Origin of the sequence: Halomonas urmiana (genome assembly GCF_005780185.1) — a bacterium.
Classification (GTDB): domain Bacteria; phylum Pseudomonadota; class Gammaproteobacteria; order Pseudomonadales; family Halomonadaceae; genus Halomonas; species Halomonas urmiana.
In genome coordinates, this window is record NZ_VBUI01000025.1 from 11,851 (window position 1) to 28,086 (window position 16,236).

Annotated in this window: 12 protein-coding genes and 3 tRNA genes; 10 read left to right on the forward strand and 5 right to left on the reverse strand. The window is 68.6% G+C overall.

The genetic code is table 11. The annotated features are described in order from the left end of the window. Nucleotides 1–84 precede the first annotated feature (84 nt). From FEI13_RS15035 to FEI13_RS15070, 8 genes are all read left to right on the forward strand, one after another. Nucleotides 85–537 (forward strand): acetyl-CoA sensor PanZ family protein, encoded by a 453-nt coding sequence (locus tag FEI13_RS15035; RefSeq protein WP_138182340.1) that lies wholly within the window; start codon nt 85–87, stop codon nt 535–537. Further along, complete coding sequence (locus FEI13_RS15040) at nt 534–2,846, forward strand: AsmA family protein (RefSeq protein ID WP_138182341.1); 2,313 nt, start codon at nt 534–536, stop codon at nt 2,844–2,846. The genes FEI13_RS15035 and FEI13_RS15040 overlap by 4 nt, the downstream gene beginning before the upstream one ends. A gap of 85 nt (nt 2,847–2,931) precedes the next feature. Beyond that, on the forward strand, nt 2,932–4,023 hold the full coding sequence (gene mutY / locus FEI13_RS15045; protein ID WP_138182342.1) for an A/G-specific adenine glycosylase: 1,092 nt from the start codon (nt 2,932–2,934) through the stop codon (nt 4,021–4,023). 22 nt (nt 4,024–4,045) lie between these two features. Continuing rightward, entirely contained in the window at nt 4,046–4,318 is a 273-nt protein-coding gene (locus FEI13_RS15050) for an oxidative damage protection protein (protein WP_138182343.1), read from the forward strand. Between the two features lie 94 nt (nt 4,319–4,412). Further along, nucleotides 4,413–4,488: transfer RNA gene (locus FEI13_RS15055), tRNA-Phe, on the forward strand. A 6-nt stretch (nt 4,489–4,494) separates the two neighbouring features. Continuing rightward, nucleotides 4,495–4,569, forward strand: a tRNA-Gln gene (locus FEI13_RS15060). A gap of 43 nt (nt 4,570–4,612) precedes the next feature. Then, nucleotides 4,613–4,688, forward strand: a tRNA-Thr gene (locus FEI13_RS15065). Nucleotides 4,689–4,887: 199 nt separating this feature from the next. Beyond that, nucleotides 4,888–5,553: a fumarylacetoacetate hydrolase family protein gene (locus FEI13_RS15070; protein WP_138182344.1), complete on the forward strand. Its 666-nt coding sequence runs from the start codon at nt 4,888–4,890 to the stop codon at nt 5,551–5,553. A gap of 92 nt (nt 5,554–5,645) precedes the next feature. Here the strand turns inward: FEI13_RS15070 and speA are convergent, their stop codons facing one another. From speA to FEI13_RS15085, 3 genes are all read right to left on the reverse strand, one after another. After that, entirely contained in the window at nt 5,646–7,565 is a 1,920-nt protein-coding gene (speA, locus tag FEI13_RS15075) for a biosynthetic arginine decarboxylase (protein WP_138182345.1), read from the reverse strand. Further along, nucleotides 7,562–8,521: a homoserine kinase gene (locus FEI13_RS15080; protein WP_138182346.1), complete on the reverse strand. Its 960-nt coding sequence runs from the start codon at nt 8,519–8,521 to the stop codon at nt 7,562–7,564. Before FEI13_RS15080 ends, speA begins: the two co-directional genes overlap by 4 nt. A gap of 116 nt (nt 8,522–8,637) precedes the next feature. Continuing rightward, on the reverse strand, nt 8,638–8,937 hold the full coding sequence (locus tag FEI13_RS15085) for a DUF2782 domain-containing protein (protein ID WP_138182347.1): 300 nt from the start codon (nt 8,935–8,937) through the stop codon (nt 8,638–8,640). A 184-nt stretch (nt 8,938–9,121) separates the two neighbouring features. Here FEI13_RS15085 and polA point away from each other — a divergent pair, with 184 nt between their 5' ends. Further along, nucleotides 9,122–11,890: a DNA polymerase I gene (polA, locus tag FEI13_RS15090; protein WP_138182348.1), complete on the forward strand. Its 2,769-nt coding sequence runs from the start codon at nt 9,122–9,124 to the stop codon at nt 11,888–11,890. Nucleotides 11,891–12,054: 164 nt separating this feature from the next. Here the strand turns inward: polA and FEI13_RS15095 are convergent, their stop codons facing one another. Next, on the reverse strand, nt 12,055–13,086 hold the full coding sequence (locus FEI13_RS15095) for a Fe(3+) ABC transporter substrate-binding protein (RefSeq protein ID WP_138182349.1): 1,032 nt from the start codon (nt 13,084–13,086) through the stop codon (nt 12,055–12,057). 234 nt (nt 13,087–13,320) lie between these two features. Between FEI13_RS15095 and FEI13_RS15100 the strand changes: the two genes are divergently transcribed. Continuing rightward, nucleotides 13,321–14,502, forward strand: coding sequence for an ABC transporter ATP-binding protein (locus FEI13_RS15100; RefSeq protein ID WP_138182350.1), 1,182 nt, complete (start codon nt 13,321–13,323; stop codon nt 14,500–14,502). On the opposite strand, the gene FEI13_RS15105 is transcribed toward FEI13_RS15100, so the two are convergent. Continuing rightward, nucleotides 14,422–16,026, reverse strand: a complete 1,605-nt coding sequence (locus tag FEI13_RS15105; protein WP_193555746.1) for an ABC transporter permease — start codon at nt 16,024–16,026, stop codon at nt 14,422–14,424. The two genes, FEI13_RS15100 and FEI13_RS15105, sit on opposite strands and share 81 nt — an antisense overlap. Nucleotides 16,027–16,236 lie beyond the last annotated feature (210 nt).

The window sequence follows — 16,236 nt, forward strand, 5'->3', positions numbered from 1 at the left end:
AGTGAATCGCTCACCCCATCCGCTACAATGCGGCCCATGACAGTGGTGGCACGCCTGCCGCCCCGGCCTCAAGGAGATCCACGTATGCCGGTGACCCTGCAACAGGTTGACCAGGCCGCCTGGGAAGCGGATGCCCAGATACGCCTCGACCTCGTACGCATCTTCACGGACGCGCCCCCCGAGCGCCTGCCCCTACCCGTGGACGACTTCATCCGTGAGCATCTGGCGGGCGGCCACCTGTTCAGCTGCGCCCGCTTCAACGATCGGCTGCTGGGCGCCGTGGCGGTGAAGCTCGACCAGAACGCCTGGTGGCTGTCGGACCTCTGCGTGCGCAAGACCACGCGCCGCCGCGGCATCGGCTCGCGTCTGCTGGCACTGGTCAGTGAGGCCGCCTATGCCGAGGGAAGTCGCCTCTATGCCGCCTCCTCCCAGCTGCCCGTGGCCGACCAGCTGCTGCTCTCGCGGCTCGGCTATCGGCTCACCCAGGACGGCGACTACTTCGAGCTCAACCTCTTACCAGAGCGAGGTCATCAATGAAGCGCCTGTTGCGCACCCTGCTCGCCGCGATTGGCGTCCTCGGCCTGGTGATGGTCGGCGCCGTGGTGTACGTGACGACCTTCTTCGACCCCAACGATCTCAAGCCGCGGCTGATCGAGGTCGTGCGCGAGCACAGCGGGCTCGAGCTGACCCTGGATGGCCCGCTCTCCTGGTCCTTCTATCCCCGGCTGGGCGTAGGCGTGCAGCAAGCCGAGGCCCGCCTGCCCGATCAGGCCGACGACTCGCCACCCTTCGCCGCACTCTCCCACGCCGAGGTCAGCCTCGCCTTCACACCGCTGCTGCGCGGTGAGATCGCCATCGACGGCCTGACCCTCGACGACCTCTACCTCGACCTCGAGCGCGACGCGCAGGGCAAGGGCAACTGGGAGGTGCTGAGCGAGCGGCTGGGCGAGCGCGGCGAACAGGCCGAGGCCGCCCTGGCGCCGGCCAGTGCCGGCCCCGCCCCGGGCGTGAGCAATGGCCTCTCGGTGGCCCTCAACATCGCCAGCGTGCAGGTGCGCCGCGGTGAGGTGCACTTCCGCGATGCCCTCGCAGACCGCGAACTGCGTCTCGAGGAACTCGAGATCAGCGGCAGCAACGTCAACCCCGATAAGGCCTTTCCGCTCACCTCGTCCTTCCGCCTGCGGCTTCATGAGGGCCTCGACGGGCGGGACACGCCGAGCGAGCCGCGACTGCTCAGCGATATCTCCTTCGACACCCGAGTGGATCTGGGGCTGGCCGAGGGTCGGCACGTGCTGGAGGGGCTGAATCTCAAGACGGTCAACCGGCTTGCCGGGCTGGAGAACGAGCAGAAGCTCAACCTGCAGGGCGAGCGGCTGGTGGTGAACGTCGGCGAGGGCAGCCTGCAGCTGGATGCGGGAACCCTCGACGCCAGCCTCAACCATCCGCGCCTGGGCAATAAGACCCTGCCCCTCACGCTCACCTTCTCGCTGGATGCCGACCTCGACGAGCAGAGTGCCCGCCTGCGCGACATGGCGCTGACCGGCCCCGACGCCCTGAAGCTCAACGGCAACCTCAACCTCAGCGACATCGGCGAGGCGCCGGCCTATACCGGCCAGCTGCGCCTGGCGCCGCTGTCGCTGCGTCCCTGGCTGTCGCGCCTCGAGGCGATGCCGGCCATGGCCGATAGCCAGGCGCTCACCGACGTGGCGCTGACCAGCCCGGTCAGCGGCGACCTCTCGCGCTTCGAGCTCGCCGGCCTGACCCTGGTGCTGGATGACGCCACCTTCACCGGCCGCCTGGCGGGGCAGTATGACGGCGGGCAGCTCGCCGCCGACCTGCAGGGTGACCAACTTGACGTGGACGGCTACCTGCCGCCACCGGGGGTGGAGGGTGATCGCGCCTCGCTGTGGCGCCTGCCGGGCATCCGCCGGGCCCACGCCGAAGCGTCGGATGCGCTGGTCCCTGCGTCGTGGCTCTCCGAGCTCGAGCTCGATGCCCATCTCGCGCTGGGTCAGCTGCGCCTGGCGGGGCTGGACTTCCAGGATGTCGACCTGACCCTCGAGGGGCGCGATGGGCGCCATCGCCTGGTCGACTTCACCTCCCGCTTCTACGAGGGGAGCCTGTCCGCCGACGGCGCCCTCGACTTGCGCGAGAGCCCGATCCGCTGGCAGCTTGCGCCGAGGGCCGAACGAGTGCGCCTCGAGTCGCTGCTCGAGGCCCGCGGCGAGGAGCCTTCCCCCCTGAGTGGGCGCTTCAGCGGCGAGGGCGAGCTGACCAGTCGCGGCAACTCTCCGATGGAGCTCAGGCGCCACCTGAGCGGCCGTCTCGAGGCACGCATCGACGAGGGCGCCTTCAAGGAGCTCAATGTCGGCGAGGAGCTGTGCACCACGGCCGCCACCCTGCAGGGCGAGACGCTCGATCGCGAGTGGGCCGAGGAGACGCGCTTCGAGCGGGTCCGTGCCGGCCTGACGCTGGACGAGGGCGAGGTGACGAGCGACGACCTGTTGGCCACGCTACCCGGCATGCGGGTGGATGGCGAAGGCCGCATCGATCTCGTCAGCAAACAGTTCGACCTGCGGGCCGCGGTGCGCCTGGTGGAGGCCGACAATGCGCCCTGCGAGGTCAATCCCAGGCTGGCGCGAGTGCCACTGCCGGTGCGCTGCGATGGCACCCTCGGGGGCGAGAGTGCGGAGTGGTGCCGCTTCGACCGCGAGGCCTTTCAGGGCACCCTCGCCGAGTTGCTGCGTAACGAGGCCACCCAGCGGGCCGGTGAAAAGGTCGAGGAGCGCCTCGGCGAGAAGGCCGGCGGGGAACTTCGCGACGCCCTGGAAGGTCTCTTCAATTGAGCAACATGCATGACCAGTCCCTGCGCCGACTTCCCCAGTCGGCGCTTTTTTTCGCGCCGTGAAATTTTCGTGTCGAGATAGCCCCATGACGGAGACGCCACCCGCCATCCTGCCCCCCGAACGCTTCCAGCAGCGCCTGCTGGCATGGTTCGACGAGTACGGCCGCCACGACCTGCCTTGGCAGCAGGATCGCAGTCCCTACCGGGTGTGGGTCTCGGAGATCATGCTGCAGCAAACCCAGGTCACCACGGTGATCCCCTACTTCGAACGCTTCATGGCGCGCTTTCCCGACGTGGCCTCCCTGGCGGCGGCCGAGCAGGACGAGGTGCTGCACCTGTGGACCGGGCTTGGCTACTACGCCCGGGGCCGCAACCTGCACCAGGCCGCGCGGGTCGTCGTCGAGGAGCACGGCGGCACCTTCCCCGTGGAGAGCCTCGAGGCGATGGCGGCCCTGCCCGGCATCGGCCGCTCCACGGCCGGGGCGATCATCGCCCAGAGCACCGGGCAGCGGGCGGTGATCCTCGACGGCAACGTCAAGCGGGTGCTGACGCGCCTGCACGCCGTGGAGGGCTGGCCGGGGCGGCCGGCGGTGGAGCGCCGCCTCTGGGCCCTGGCCGAGCACTACACGCCCGAGGCGCGGGTGGTCGACTTCACCCAGGCGATGATGGACCTGGGGGCGACCCTCTGCCGTCGCGGGCAGCCGGCCTGCGAGCGCTGCCCCTTCGAGGCGGCTTGCGTGGCTCACGCCCGCGGCGAGGAGAAGCGCTTCCCCGAGTCGAAGCCGAAGAAGGCCGTGCCGACCCGCACCACCACCATGCTGCTGCTGCAGGACCGCGAGGGGCGCGTGCTGCTCGAGCAGCGCCCCACCAGCGGCCTGTGGGGCGGGCTCTGGAGCCTGCCCCAGTTCGACGATCGCGAGGCGCTGGCGGCGTGGCTGACCGTTCACGCGCCGAGCAGCGAACTCGAGCCGGCCTGGACGCCCTTCACCCACGTCTTCAGCCACTTCCGCCTCGAGATCACCCCGCAGCCGGCGCGCGTCGCCCGGCTGGATTCGGTGGGCGAGGCGCGCCGCTGGTACGATCCCGCCGCGCCCGCCAGCATCGGCCTGGCGGCGCCGGTTAAGGCGCTGCTGGAGTCGCTTGCCCCCTTTGCACTGACCACCACCGCCGGGCCATGAGCCCGCACGAGGAGAGACCCCGATGAGCCAGACCGTGTTCTGCCGCAAGTACCAGAAGGAGATGGAGGCCCTGCCGTTCCCGCCGCTGCCGGGCAAGAAGGGCCAGGAGATCCAGGCCAGCGTCTCGAAGCAGGCCTGGGAGGAGTGGCAGGCGCTGCAGACCCGCCTGATCAACGAGAAGCACCTGAACATGCTCGACGCCGCCTCCCGGGAGTATCTGATGGAGCAGATGGAGCGCTTCCTCGATAACCAGGAAACCGACCAGGCCGAGGGCTATGTGCCCCAGGGCGACTAGCCGCCTCGGGCGTCGATGAACCCACGCCATCTTTTTGAAACGGAAAGGGTTGACGCAAACGGCCCGCTAGGGTTTAATACGCACCGTTGGCGAGGGCCAGATAGCTCAGTCGGTAGAGCAGGGGATTGAAAATCCCCGTGTCGGCGGTTCGATTCCGTCTCTGGCCACCACAATGCTGGGGTATAGCCAAGCGGTAAGGCACCGGTTTTTGGTATCGGCATGCGCAGGTTCGAATCCTGCTACCCCAGCCACGTCAACCCTGTTTCCGATTCTGTGACTCGAGTCGGTTCCCGCGCCGGCATAGCTCAGTTGGTAGAGCAACTGACTTGTAATCAGTAGGTCCCGGGTTCGACTCCTGGTGCCGGCACCATCAAGAAAGTCGGGAAAATCAGAGAGTTGCAGCATATAAGAAGGCCGCCCATTGAGGCGGCTTTTTTGTGTCTGGGAGACAGCCGTCTTGCCACGACATTCTCTCTCGCCCGCGGGACGCTGGACCCCGAGGCCGGCTTCGGTAGACTGAAACGCCGGTCGCTCGACCGCCCCGGCACCCACGAGAAGGAGAAGACCCCATGCGCTTCGTGCCCCGTTTCACCGATGGTCGGCCGTTCGCCGAGCCGCTCGGCAAGATCGTCTGCGTCGGCCGCAACTACGCCGAGCACGCTCGGGAGCTGGACAACCCGGTGCCCAGCGAGCCGCTGCTGTTCATCAAGCCGGCGACCGCCGCCGTGGCGCTGGAACAGCCGGTCGAGGCGCCCTTCGCGCGGGGCGAGGTGCACTACGAGACGGAGCTGGCGCTGCTCATCGGCGATACGCTCTCCAACGCCACGCCCGAGCAGGCCGAACGCGGGATCGCCGGCATCGGGCTGGCGCTGGACCTGACCCTGCGCGATGTGCAGGCGCGCCTGAAGGCGAAGGGGCATCCCTGGGAAGTCGCCAAGGCCTTCGACGGCGCCTGCCCGCTCTCGGCCTTCCTGCCGCTGGTTGATGCGCCGGACTGGGCGACGCTCTCCTTCACCCTCGAGGTGGATGGCGAGGTCCGCCAGCACGGCCGGGGCTCGGACATGCTCTTCCCGGTGCCGGCGCTGCTGGCGGAGATGAGCCGCCACTTCACCCTGCAGCCCGGCGACGTGGTGCTCACCGGCACCCCGGCCGGTGTCGGCCCGCTGCCCCGCGGCGCCACGCTCGCCTTCTCTCTCTCGGGCGGCCTCGAGCTCACGACCCGCGTGACGGACTGAGCGCGCCCGGCGTCACTATCAACCACAGCGCCCCGCGGCCTTGGCCGCGGGGCGCTGTGGTTTCCAGGCGGTCGGCGCCGCGCCGAGCCTCGCTATTCCAGGTAGGTGTAGCCTTCGAGCCCGTCGGAGAGGTCGTCGAGGAAGGCCTGCTGCTGGGCGATGTCGAGGCCGCTGCGGGCGAGCTGCTCGGCGAGGTGCTCGCGCAGGGCCGAGACGTCGAAGTTGACGTAGCCCAGCACGTCGGCCACCCGGTCGCCCTGCTGGACCTGGCTGATCGACCAGTCGCCGTCGGCGGTCAGGGCGGCGTCCGCGGAGTCGGTGTCGCCGAACAGGTTGTGCAGGTCGCCGAGGATCTCCTGGTAGGCGCCCACCAGGAAGAAGCCCAGCAGCTTCTCCTCGCCCTCGCGCCACTCGGGCAGCGGCAGGGTGGTCTCGACCCCCTGGCCGTCGACGTAGCCGTCGATGCGGCCATCGGAGTCGCAGGTGATGTCCTGGATCACGCCGCGCCGCTCGGGACCGCGGTGCAGGCCCTCCAGCGGCAGCACCGGGAAGATCTGCTGGATACCCCAGACGTCGGGCACCGACTGGAACAGCGAGAAGTTGACGAACAGCTTGTCGGCCAGCTTCTCGGCCAACTCATCGGTGATCTCGCGGTGGGCCCGATTGCGGGTGTCGAGCAGGCCGCGCAGCCGCGCGCAGGCCGCGAAGTAGACGCTCTCGCCCTCGGCGCGGGCGTCGATGTCGGTCATGCCGATCACGAAGCGCTCGTGGAGCTCGCCCATGGCGTGCACCAGGTCGTGCCAGGCCTCCACCAGGCCGCGGGGCTCGGCGCGCTCGTGCAGCAGGTCATGGACCCGCCACAGTTCGTCGACCTGGGGGTCTTCCTTCACTCGGCGTTCGGGCGAGAGGTGGCTGACCCGCTCCTCGCCGATCACGTTGGAGATCAGCACCGCGTGGTGGGCGGTCAGGGCGCGGCCGGACTCGCTGATGATGTGCGGCTGGGGCAGCTCTTGCTCCGTGCAGGCCTGGGCGAAGGCCGCCACCACGTTGCGGGCGTATTCGAGCATCGAGTAGTTGGCCGAGCAGAAGCTGCGCGAGCGGGTGCCCTCGTAGTCGATGCCCAGGCCACCGCCGACGTCCACGGTGTCCACCGGGGCGCCCAGCGCCACCAGGCTCTGGTAGAAGCGGGCGCACTCGCGCAGGCCGCGCTGGATGTCGCGGATGTTGGCGATCTGTGAGCCGAGGTGGAAGTGCACCAGCTGCAGGCTCTCCAGGGCCTCGGCCTCGCGTAGCTGCTTCACCACGCTGAGGATCTGGCTGGCGGTGAGGCCGAACTTGGACTTCTCGCCGCCGGTGTCCTGCCAGCGGCCGCGGCCCACCGAGGAGAGCCGGGCGCGCAGGCCGATCCGCGGCGTGACGTCGAGGCGGCGCGCCTCCTCGAGGATCAACGGCAGCTCCGAGAGCTTCTCCACTACCAGGTAGACCCGGTGGCCGATCTTCTCCCCCATCAGCGCCAGGCGGATGTACTCGCGATCCTTGTAGCCGTTGCAGACGATCAGCGAGGAGCCGTCGGCCGAGAGCGCGAGCACCGCCAGCAGCTCCGGCTTGCTGCCGGCCTCGAGGCCCACGCGGCCGCGGCCACGCTCATAAGTGCCAAGGATCGACTCGACCACCCGGCGCTGCTGGTTGACCTTGATCGGGTAGACGGCGGTGTAGCCGCCCGAGAAGGCCTCCTCCCGCATGGCGGTGTCGAAGGCGGCGCAGAGCTGCTCGACCCGGTCATGCAGGATGTCGGTGAAGCGCACCAGCACCGGCAGACGCAGGCCGGCCTCGCGCAGCTTGTCGACCAGCGGCTGCAAGGGCAGGGCCGGGCCGTCGTCGTCGCTGCCCAGCGGACGCACCAGGGCCTGGCCGCTGTCGTTAACGTCGAAGTAGCCGCTGCCCCACTGATCGATGTTCCAGGTGCGGCGGGCCTGCTGGGCCGGTCCGGCCTCGCTCTTGGACTGACTCATTCATCTCCCTCGGGTAGCGGCAGGGCGCCGTGGGCAAGGCGCGCCTTGAGCACGGTGCGGAACTGATCGGGATCGTGGGGCGTGAGGTCGTGGGCCGGTGGATCGACATAGACCACCAGCAGCCGGGAGAGCCAGTAGCGCAGGGCCGTTAGGCGCAGCATCATCGGCCAGGCATCGCGCTCGGCGGCGGTAAGCGGCCGACGCGTCTGGTAGGCGCTGATCAGGGCGTCGTGGCGCGCCGCATCCAGGCGGCCGTCGGGTTCGGTGGCCCAGTCGTTGATGACGATGGCCAGGTCGAACAGCAGGTCGCCGGTGCAGCCGTTGTAGAAGTCGATCAGCCCGCCGAGACGATCGCCGTCGAACAGGGTGTTGTCGCGAAACAGGTCGCCGTGCAGCGCGCCCTGGGGCAGGTCCGGCGCGTCGCCGAAGAAGCCCTGGTAGGTCTCTACCTCGTCCTTCATCAGCGCCTGATCTTCCGGCGACAGATAGACCAGCACCTTGTGGTGCATGGGCAGCAGCCAGTGCAGGTCCCGGGGGTTGGGCCGGTGGCCGGGAAAGTGTCGGGAGACCGCGTGCATGCGCCCCAGGGCGTCGCCCAGCTCGCGGCACTGGGCGAGGTTCGGCGCCTTCGGGTGCTTGCCGGGCAGCCGGGGAAACAGCAGGGCCGGCTTTTCGGCCAGGGTGTGTAGGGCCACGCCGTCGCGATCGTGGAGGGGGCCGGGGACCGGCAGGCGGTGTTCGTCCAGGTAGTCGAGCAGGTCGACGAAGAACGGCAGCTCCTCGTGCTCGCCCTGCTCAAACAGCGTCAGCACCAGCTCGCGTCGGTCGGTGGTGACGAAGAAGGTGCTGTTCTCGGTGCCGGCGGGCACGCCCTCGACGGAGACCAGCGAGCCGGCGTCGAAGCGGCTGAGGAACTCGGCGACCTGAGGATCGGTAAGCGGTGTAAATACGGCCATGTGTCTCTCGCCCGGGAAATGCCAAGCCGCCTATTGTAGCGACTTGGCCCTCCGATGCACGCGCCCCGGCCGCGGCACTGGCGAGGCCATGAGGCAGCGGCGGGACGGCCGGTGGATCAGAACGTCTTCAGCACCCACTGGGGCACGGCGATGCGATCGCCCTCGCGGCGCTCGAAGTCGCCGTCGCCGTCGTGGTCGACCAGATAGTAGGAGGGGCCGGCGAAGGGGCGGATCTCGATAGCGTAGAGCTCGCCGTTGACCCGGTACTCGCGGATGGTGCGATCCTCCTCCTCGCGGATGGTGATATCCGGTTCGAGGTTGTCGGACGACTGGGCGAGCGCGCTGGCGCTGACCGAGAGGGCCAGGACGAGGGCGAGCCCCAGGGCGGGCGCGTCGCTGCGCAGGATCTTCTTCATGATGGCCTCCAGTGCCGCAGGGACGGGGCAGCCTGCATGACGAACCCTCCTCGGCTGCCCCGGTGGTACCTCCAGTGTAAGGGCTCGTTGCCGCCCGGCCTACCATCCGCGGCAAAACGCGGCGGCAATGCGTATCATGGATGACCAGCAACTCATCACGCCACGCCTCAATGGATGCCGATACATGGCCGACACGCCCATCGTTCTCGTCGACGGTTCTTCCTATCTCTACCGCGCCTTCCACGCCCTGCCGCCGCTGACCACCTCCGAGGGACAGCCCACCGGGGCGATCAAGGGGGTGCTCAACATGCTCAAGCGGCTGATCAAGGACTATCCCGACAGCCCCATGGCGGTGGTCTTCGATGCTTCCGGCAAGACCTTCCGCGACGCGCTGTTCGAGGAGTACAAGGCCCATCGCCCGCCGATGCCCGACGACCTGCGCTCCCAGGTGCAGCCTCTGCACGACTGCGTGCGTGCGCTGGGCCTACCGCTGCTGTGCATCGAGGGCGTGGAGGCCGACGACGTCATCGGCACCCTGGCTCGCCAGGCCACCGAGGCTGGCCGCGACGCGGTGATCTCCACCGGCGACAAGGACATGGCCCAGCTGGTCAATGCCCATATTACGCTGGTCAACACCATGAAGGATGAGACCCTGGACGTCGCCGGCGTGGAGGAGAAGTTCGGCCTGCCCCCGGAGCGGATCATCGACTTTCTGGCGCTGATGGGCGACAAGGTCGACAACATCCCCGGCGTGCCGGGTGTCGGCGAGAAGACCGCGCTGGGCCTCTTGCAGGGCATGCAGGGCGGGCTCGAGACCCTCTATGCGGATCCCGAGAAGATCAAGACGCTGGGCTTTCGCGGCGCCAAGACGCTGCCCAAGAAGCTCGAGGAGTATCGCGATCAGGCCTTCCTCTCCTATCAGCTGGCGACCATCAAGACCGACTGCGAGCTGCCGGTGGGCCTCGAGGACCTGGACATCGCGCATCCCGACCGCGAGGCGCTGGTCGAGCTCTATCGCCGCCTGGAGTTCCAGGCCTGGCTCTCCGAGCTCCTGGAGGGCAAGCACGAGGGCGTCGATGATGTCGCCGGCGGCACGCCGGTGCCGGCCGGGGACGATGACGGCGGCGCGGCGGGCGAGGGCGCCCAGCGCGAGGATCACGTCATCCTCGAGCAGGCCGAGCTCGACCCCTGGCTCGAGCGCCTCGCGGCCAGTGAGGCCTTCTGCTTCGATCTGGAGACCACCAGCCTCAACTACATGGAGGCCCAAGTGGTCGGCGTGGGGCTCGCGCTCGAGCCGGGCGAGGCGGCCTACATCCCGCTGGCCCACGACTACCTCGATGCCCCGGCGCAGCTCGACCGCGACGCTGTGCTCGAGGCCCTGCGCCCGCTCTGGGAAGACGAGCGCCGTGCCAAGATCGGCCAGAACCTCAAGTACGACATCTCGGTACTGGCCAATGTCGGCATCACCGTGGCCGGGCCGCTGGAGGACACCATGCTGGCCTCCTACGTGCTCGACTCCACGGCCACCCGCCACGACATGGACTCGCTGGCGCTCAAGTACCTGGGCGAGAAGACGATCTCCTTCGAGGAGATCGCTGGCAAGGGGGCCAAGCAGCTCACCTTCAACCAGATCGCCCTGGAACAGGCCGCGCCCTATGCCTGCGAGGACGTCGACATCACGCTGCGCCTGCACCGGCTGCTGCGGCCGCGAGTCGAGGCCGAGGGTCGCCTGGCCGAGGTCCTCGACACCCTCGAGCGGCCGCTGATCCCGGTGCTCTCGCGCATGGAACGCACCGGCGTGGCGCTCGACCCCGAGCGGCTGCACGCCCAGAGCCAGGAGCTCGAGACCCGGATCCGTGAGCTGGAGAGCCGCGCCCATGAGCTCGCCGGTCGCGAGTTCAACCTCGGCTCGCCTAAGCAGCTCGGCCAGATACTGTTCGAGGAGCAGAAGATCCCGGTGATCAAGAAGACCCCCAAGGGGGCGCCCTCCACCGCCGAGGCGGTGCTCGAGGAGCTGGCGCTGGACTACCCGCTGCCCAAGGTGATCATCGAGCACCGCGGGCTCGCCAAGCTGAAGTCCACCTACACCGACAAGCTGCCGCGGCTGGTCAACAAGGCCACCGGGCGCCTGCATACCAGCTACCACCAGGCGGTCACGGCCACCGGCCGGCTCTCCTCGTCGGACCCCAACCTGCAGAACATCCCCATCCGTACCGAGGAGGGGCGGCGCATCCGCCAGGCCTTCGTGGCCCGCCCGGGCTATCGCATCGTCGCCGCCGACTACTCCCAGATCGAGCTGCGCATCATGGCGCATCTCTCCGGCGACAAGGGGCTGCTCGAGGCCTTCGCCGAGGGGCGCGACATCCACGCCGCCACCGCCGCCGAGGTGTTCGGCGTGGCGCTCTCCAGGGTCTCCGGCGATCAGCGGCGCAGCGCCAAGGCGATCAACTTCGGGCTGATCTACGGCATGAGCGCCTGGGGACTCGGCCGCCAGCTCAACATCGAGCAGAGCCAGGCCAAGACCTACATCGACCGCTACTTCGACCGCTACCCCGGCGTGGCCCGCTACATGGAGCGCATCCGCGCCCAGGCCGCCGAGGACGGCTTCGTCGAGACGGTGTTCGGCCGGCGCCTCTACCTGCCGGAGATCCACTCCCAGAACCGTGCGCGCCGCCAGGGCGCCGAGCGCACCGCCATCAACGCGCCCATGCAGGGCACCGCGGCGGACATCATCAAGCGCGCCATGATCGACGTGGACGCCTGGCTCGCGGGCGAGGCCTTCGATGCGGTGATGGTGATGCAGGTCCACGATGAACTGGTCTTCGAGGTGGCGGAGGCGCAGGTCGACGACTTCATCGCGGAGGTGAAGGCGCGCATGCAGGGCGCCGCCGAGCTCGACGTGGCGCTGACCGTCGAGGCCGAGAGCGGCATCAACTGGGACGAGGCGCACTAAGCCGATCCAGTCTGAGCCCCGGCAACGTCTGATCCCGGTGGTTTCCGGCAAGGTGTAATGAACCATAAAAAGGCCCGCGGCAGCGCCGCGGGCCTTTTGTCTTTCAGTGCTCGTCTTTCGGCGCTGGTCTTGCCACTTTCATCGCACCGTGACGGGGGCGAGGCTCAGCGCCAGCCGGCCCGGTCGAAGATGCGCACCGCTTCCGGGTTGTTCTCGCCCAGCACGCTGACGTTCAGGTCGTCCTTCTTGAAGTCGCCCCAGGAGGCGATGACGCCGTCGATCTCCACGCTCTCGACGGCGGGGAATTCGTAGTTGCCGGAGGCGAACAGGGCCTGGGCCTCGTCGGAGGCGAGGAACTCGAGGAAGCGCACGGCGTTCTCCTCGTTGGGTGCGCCCTTCACCACGCCGGCACCGCCCACGTTGATGTGCGCGCCGCGATCGTCCTGGTTGGGGAAGACGATCTGAACCTTCTCGGCGACCTCGCGGTCGGCCTCGTTGTCGGAGTTGGCCAGACGCACGTAGTAGTAGTGGTTGGCCACGGCGATGTTGCACTGGCCGCTGGCGACGCCGCGGATCTGGTCGGTGTCGCCGCCCTCGGGATCGCGCGCGAAGTTCTCGACCACGCCCTCGGCCCACGCCTCGGCGTCTTCCTCGCCGTGATGGGCGATCATCGAGGCCAGCAGCGACTGGTTGTAGATGTTGTTGGAGGAGCGGATGCAGACCTCGCCCGCAAAGGCCGGATCGGCCAGATCCTCGTAGCGGCTGATGGCCTCGGCATCCACCTCGGTGGGATCGATGAAGATCGCCCGCACGCGCTGGCTGAAGCCGAACCACTTGCCCTCGGGATGGCGCATGTGGGCCGGGAGGCGCTCGTTGAGCACGTCGGACTCGATACTTTGGAAGACGTCCTCCTGCTCGCCGCGCCACAGGCGGCCGGCGTCCACGGTGATCAGCACGTCGGCGGGGCCCGCCTCGCCTTCTAGAGTGAGGCGCTGGATCAGCTGGTCGGAGTCACCCTCGAGGATGTTGACCTCGATGCCGGTCTCTTCGGTGAAGGCGGCATAGAGCGCCGCGTCGGAGTCATAGTGGCGGGCCGAATAGACGTTGAGCTCCTCGGCGGCAGAGGCCTGGGAGGCCAGGGCGGTGCCGGCGATCAGGGCGGCGAGGGGCAGGGCGAAGCGACGATGCTGCGGCATGGGGAGACCTCGTGGGGCGTTTGATAGAAAATGATAATGCTTAACATTAAACTTTCGCTATTGAAGCCCCTCGCGTCTCCCCCGTCAAGTCCGGGGCGCGGCAGAACTGATCCAGATCAGGTGGCGGCGAGGCCTCGGGGGCCGCCGCTGGAATGCGAGCGATAGTACAACGCATTCGGGAGGCTTTCGCGTTACCATGTTGTCCAGACACTCTCAACCGGCCGTCGAGACCCCATGACCAGCCAACCGACCCTGACGCCAGACGCGCCGGCGACTTCCGCGCCGGTACTCGCCATGCACCAGATCCGACACGCCTACCAGCAGCACCCGGCCGTCGAGGACGTCTCCCTCGACGTCAAGCCCGGGGAGATCGTCTGCCTGCTGGGGCCCTCGGGCTGTGGCAAGTCCACCCTGCTGCGCATCGCCGCTGGACTCGAGCGGGTGCAGCAGGGGCGTGTGGCGCTGGGCGGCGAATCGATGGGCAAGGGGCGCAGTCACGTGCCGCCGGAGAAGCGCAATGTCGGCCTGGCCTTCCAGGACTCGGCGCTGTTCCCCCATCTCTCGGTGCTCGACAACGTGGCCTTCGGCCTCGAGTCGCTGCCCGCCCAGCAGCGCCGGCGGCGGGCCTACGAGCTGCTCGAGCTGCTCGGCATGGAGCGCTATGCGCGGGTCTTCCCGCACATGCTGTCGGGGGGGCAGCAGCAGCGCATTGCCTTGGCCCGGGCCCTGGCGCCCGCGCCGCAGCTGATGCTGCTCGACGAGCCGTTCTCGAGCCTCGATGCCCGCCTGCGCGATCGCATCCGCGACGACACCCTGCACGTGCTGAAGAAGGTGGGCACGGGCGTGCTGCTGGTCACCCATGACCCCGAGGAGGCCATGTTCATGGCCGACCGCATCGTGCTGATGCGCGAGGGGCGAGTGGTACAGGCCGGCACCCCGCTGGAGCTCTACTGCACCCCGGCCGACCCCTTCGTGGTCACCTTCTTCGGCGAGGTCAACGAGCTCGAGGGGCGGGTGCAGGATGGTCAGGTGGCGACCCCGGTGGGCGAGGTCTCCGCCGGCGGGCTGCCCGAGGGCAGCCGGGTGCGGGTGATGATCCGTCCCGAGGCGCTGAGGGTCGTGCCGCTCAACGAGCCGCCCGAGTACCACCACAGCCATATCATCATGGCCAAGCTGCTGGGCCGCACCAGCCTGCTGCACATCTGTGCCCACATGCCCGACGGTGAGGAGTCCCACCTGCACGCCCGTGCCCCGGGGGTCTTCCTGCCCCGGGAGGGCCAGCCGATCATGATCGGCCTGGACGACTCCCAAGTCTTCGTCTTCCCCCTCGAGCCCTCAGCTGCCGGGGCGGGAGCGGCGCATGGCGACGCTGAGCAGGATCACCGGGAGGATGCCTACTGCCACGATGGCCAGTGATGAGGTCGAGGCCTCGGCCAGGCGTTCGTCGGCGGCCAGGCTGTGGGCGCGGATGGCCAGGGTGTCGAAGTTGAAGGGACGCAGGATCACCGTGGCCGGCAGCTCCTTCATGACGTCGACGAAGACCAGGATGCCGGCGGCGATCAGGCTGCCGCGCATGAGCGGCGTATGCACCTTGCGCAGGGTGCCGCCCGCCGTCTGACCCAGGGTCCGCGAGGCCGCATCCATGCTCGGCGTCACCTTGCCGAGGCTCGCCTCGATGGCGTTGAAGGAGACCGCCAGGAAGCGCACCAGGTAGGCGTAGATCAGGATGAACGCCGAGCCGCTGAGCAGCAGCCCCACCACGACGCCGAACTGTCCCTTGATGAGGTCGTTGATCTGGTGATCCAGCCACACGAAGGGGATCAAAATGCCCACCGCGACCACCGAACCCGGCACCGCATAGCCCATGGCCGCCACCCGCGTGGCGACCCGGGTGATGCGGCCGGGATTGAGCCTTGCCCCGTAGCTGAGCAGCAGCGCCAGGCTCACGGCCACCCCTGAGGCGATCGTCGCCAGCAGCAGGCTGTTGCCGGCGAACTCCAGGAAGGCGGCGCCGAACAGCGCGTCGCCCCCCTGGAACGAGAGGTAGCCCAGCAGGCCGCTGGGAATCAAAAAGCCGAGCAGCACCGGCGTGAGGCAGGCCAGGGTCGCGGCCCAGGCCCGCCCGCCGTGGAGCGCGAACTCGGGCATTTGCTGGTAGCGGCCGGTGGTATGGAAGTAGCGCCGCTTGCCCCGAGACCAGCGCTCGAGCAGCACCAGGGCGATGACGAAGGCCAGCAGGCAGGCGGCGAGCTGGGCCGCGGCCACCTGCTCTCCCATGCCGAACCAGGTGCGATAGATGCCGGTGGTGAAGGTGTCGACGCCGAAGTACTGCACCGCCCCGAACTCGTTGAGGGTCTCCATCAGCGCCAGCGACACCCCGCCGACGATCGCCGGACGCGCGAGCGGCAGGGCCACGCTGGTGAACAGCCGCCAGGGCCCGCGGCCCAGGGTGCGCCCCACGTCCAGCACGCACACCGACTGCTCCAGGAAGGCCGCCCGCGCCAGCATGTAGACGTAGGGGTAGAGCACCAGGGTGATCAGCGTCGCGGCCCCCCACAGCGAGCGGATGTCCGGGAAGAAATAGTCGCCCGCCGACCAACCGAAGGTCTCGCGCAGCCAAGTCTGGATGGGGCCAGCGTACTGCAGGAAGTCGGTATAGGCGTAGGCGATCACATAGGTCGGCACCGCCAGCGGCAGCAGCAGCCCCCACTCGAAGAGCCGACGCCCCGGGAAGCGGCACATCACCACCAGCCAGGCGGTGCCGGTGCCGATGACGAAGGTGCCGAGCCCCACGGTCACCACCAGGAAGAGCGTATTGCCCAGGTAGCGGGGCAGCACGGTGCTGCCCAGATGCTGCCAGATGCCGTCGGTGGGCATGAACAGGTGCGTCAGCACCACGAGGACCGGCAGCGCCACGATCAGGGCGATGCCGATGGTCAGCGCGTTCCAGACATTGAGGGGCAGCGACAGGCGGGAAGGCGTGCGGGCGCGGGAACTGGCCGGACTGGTCAACGGAGTCTCCTTCCGTGCCGGGATGGCTACAGGGATGCGAGCAACTTGCGGCTGAGAATTGTATCAGTCGGTCGGGACGACTGCAGCCATGGTCGCCGTGACGCCGATCAAGCAAGACGCCCGCCGCTCGAGGAGCGG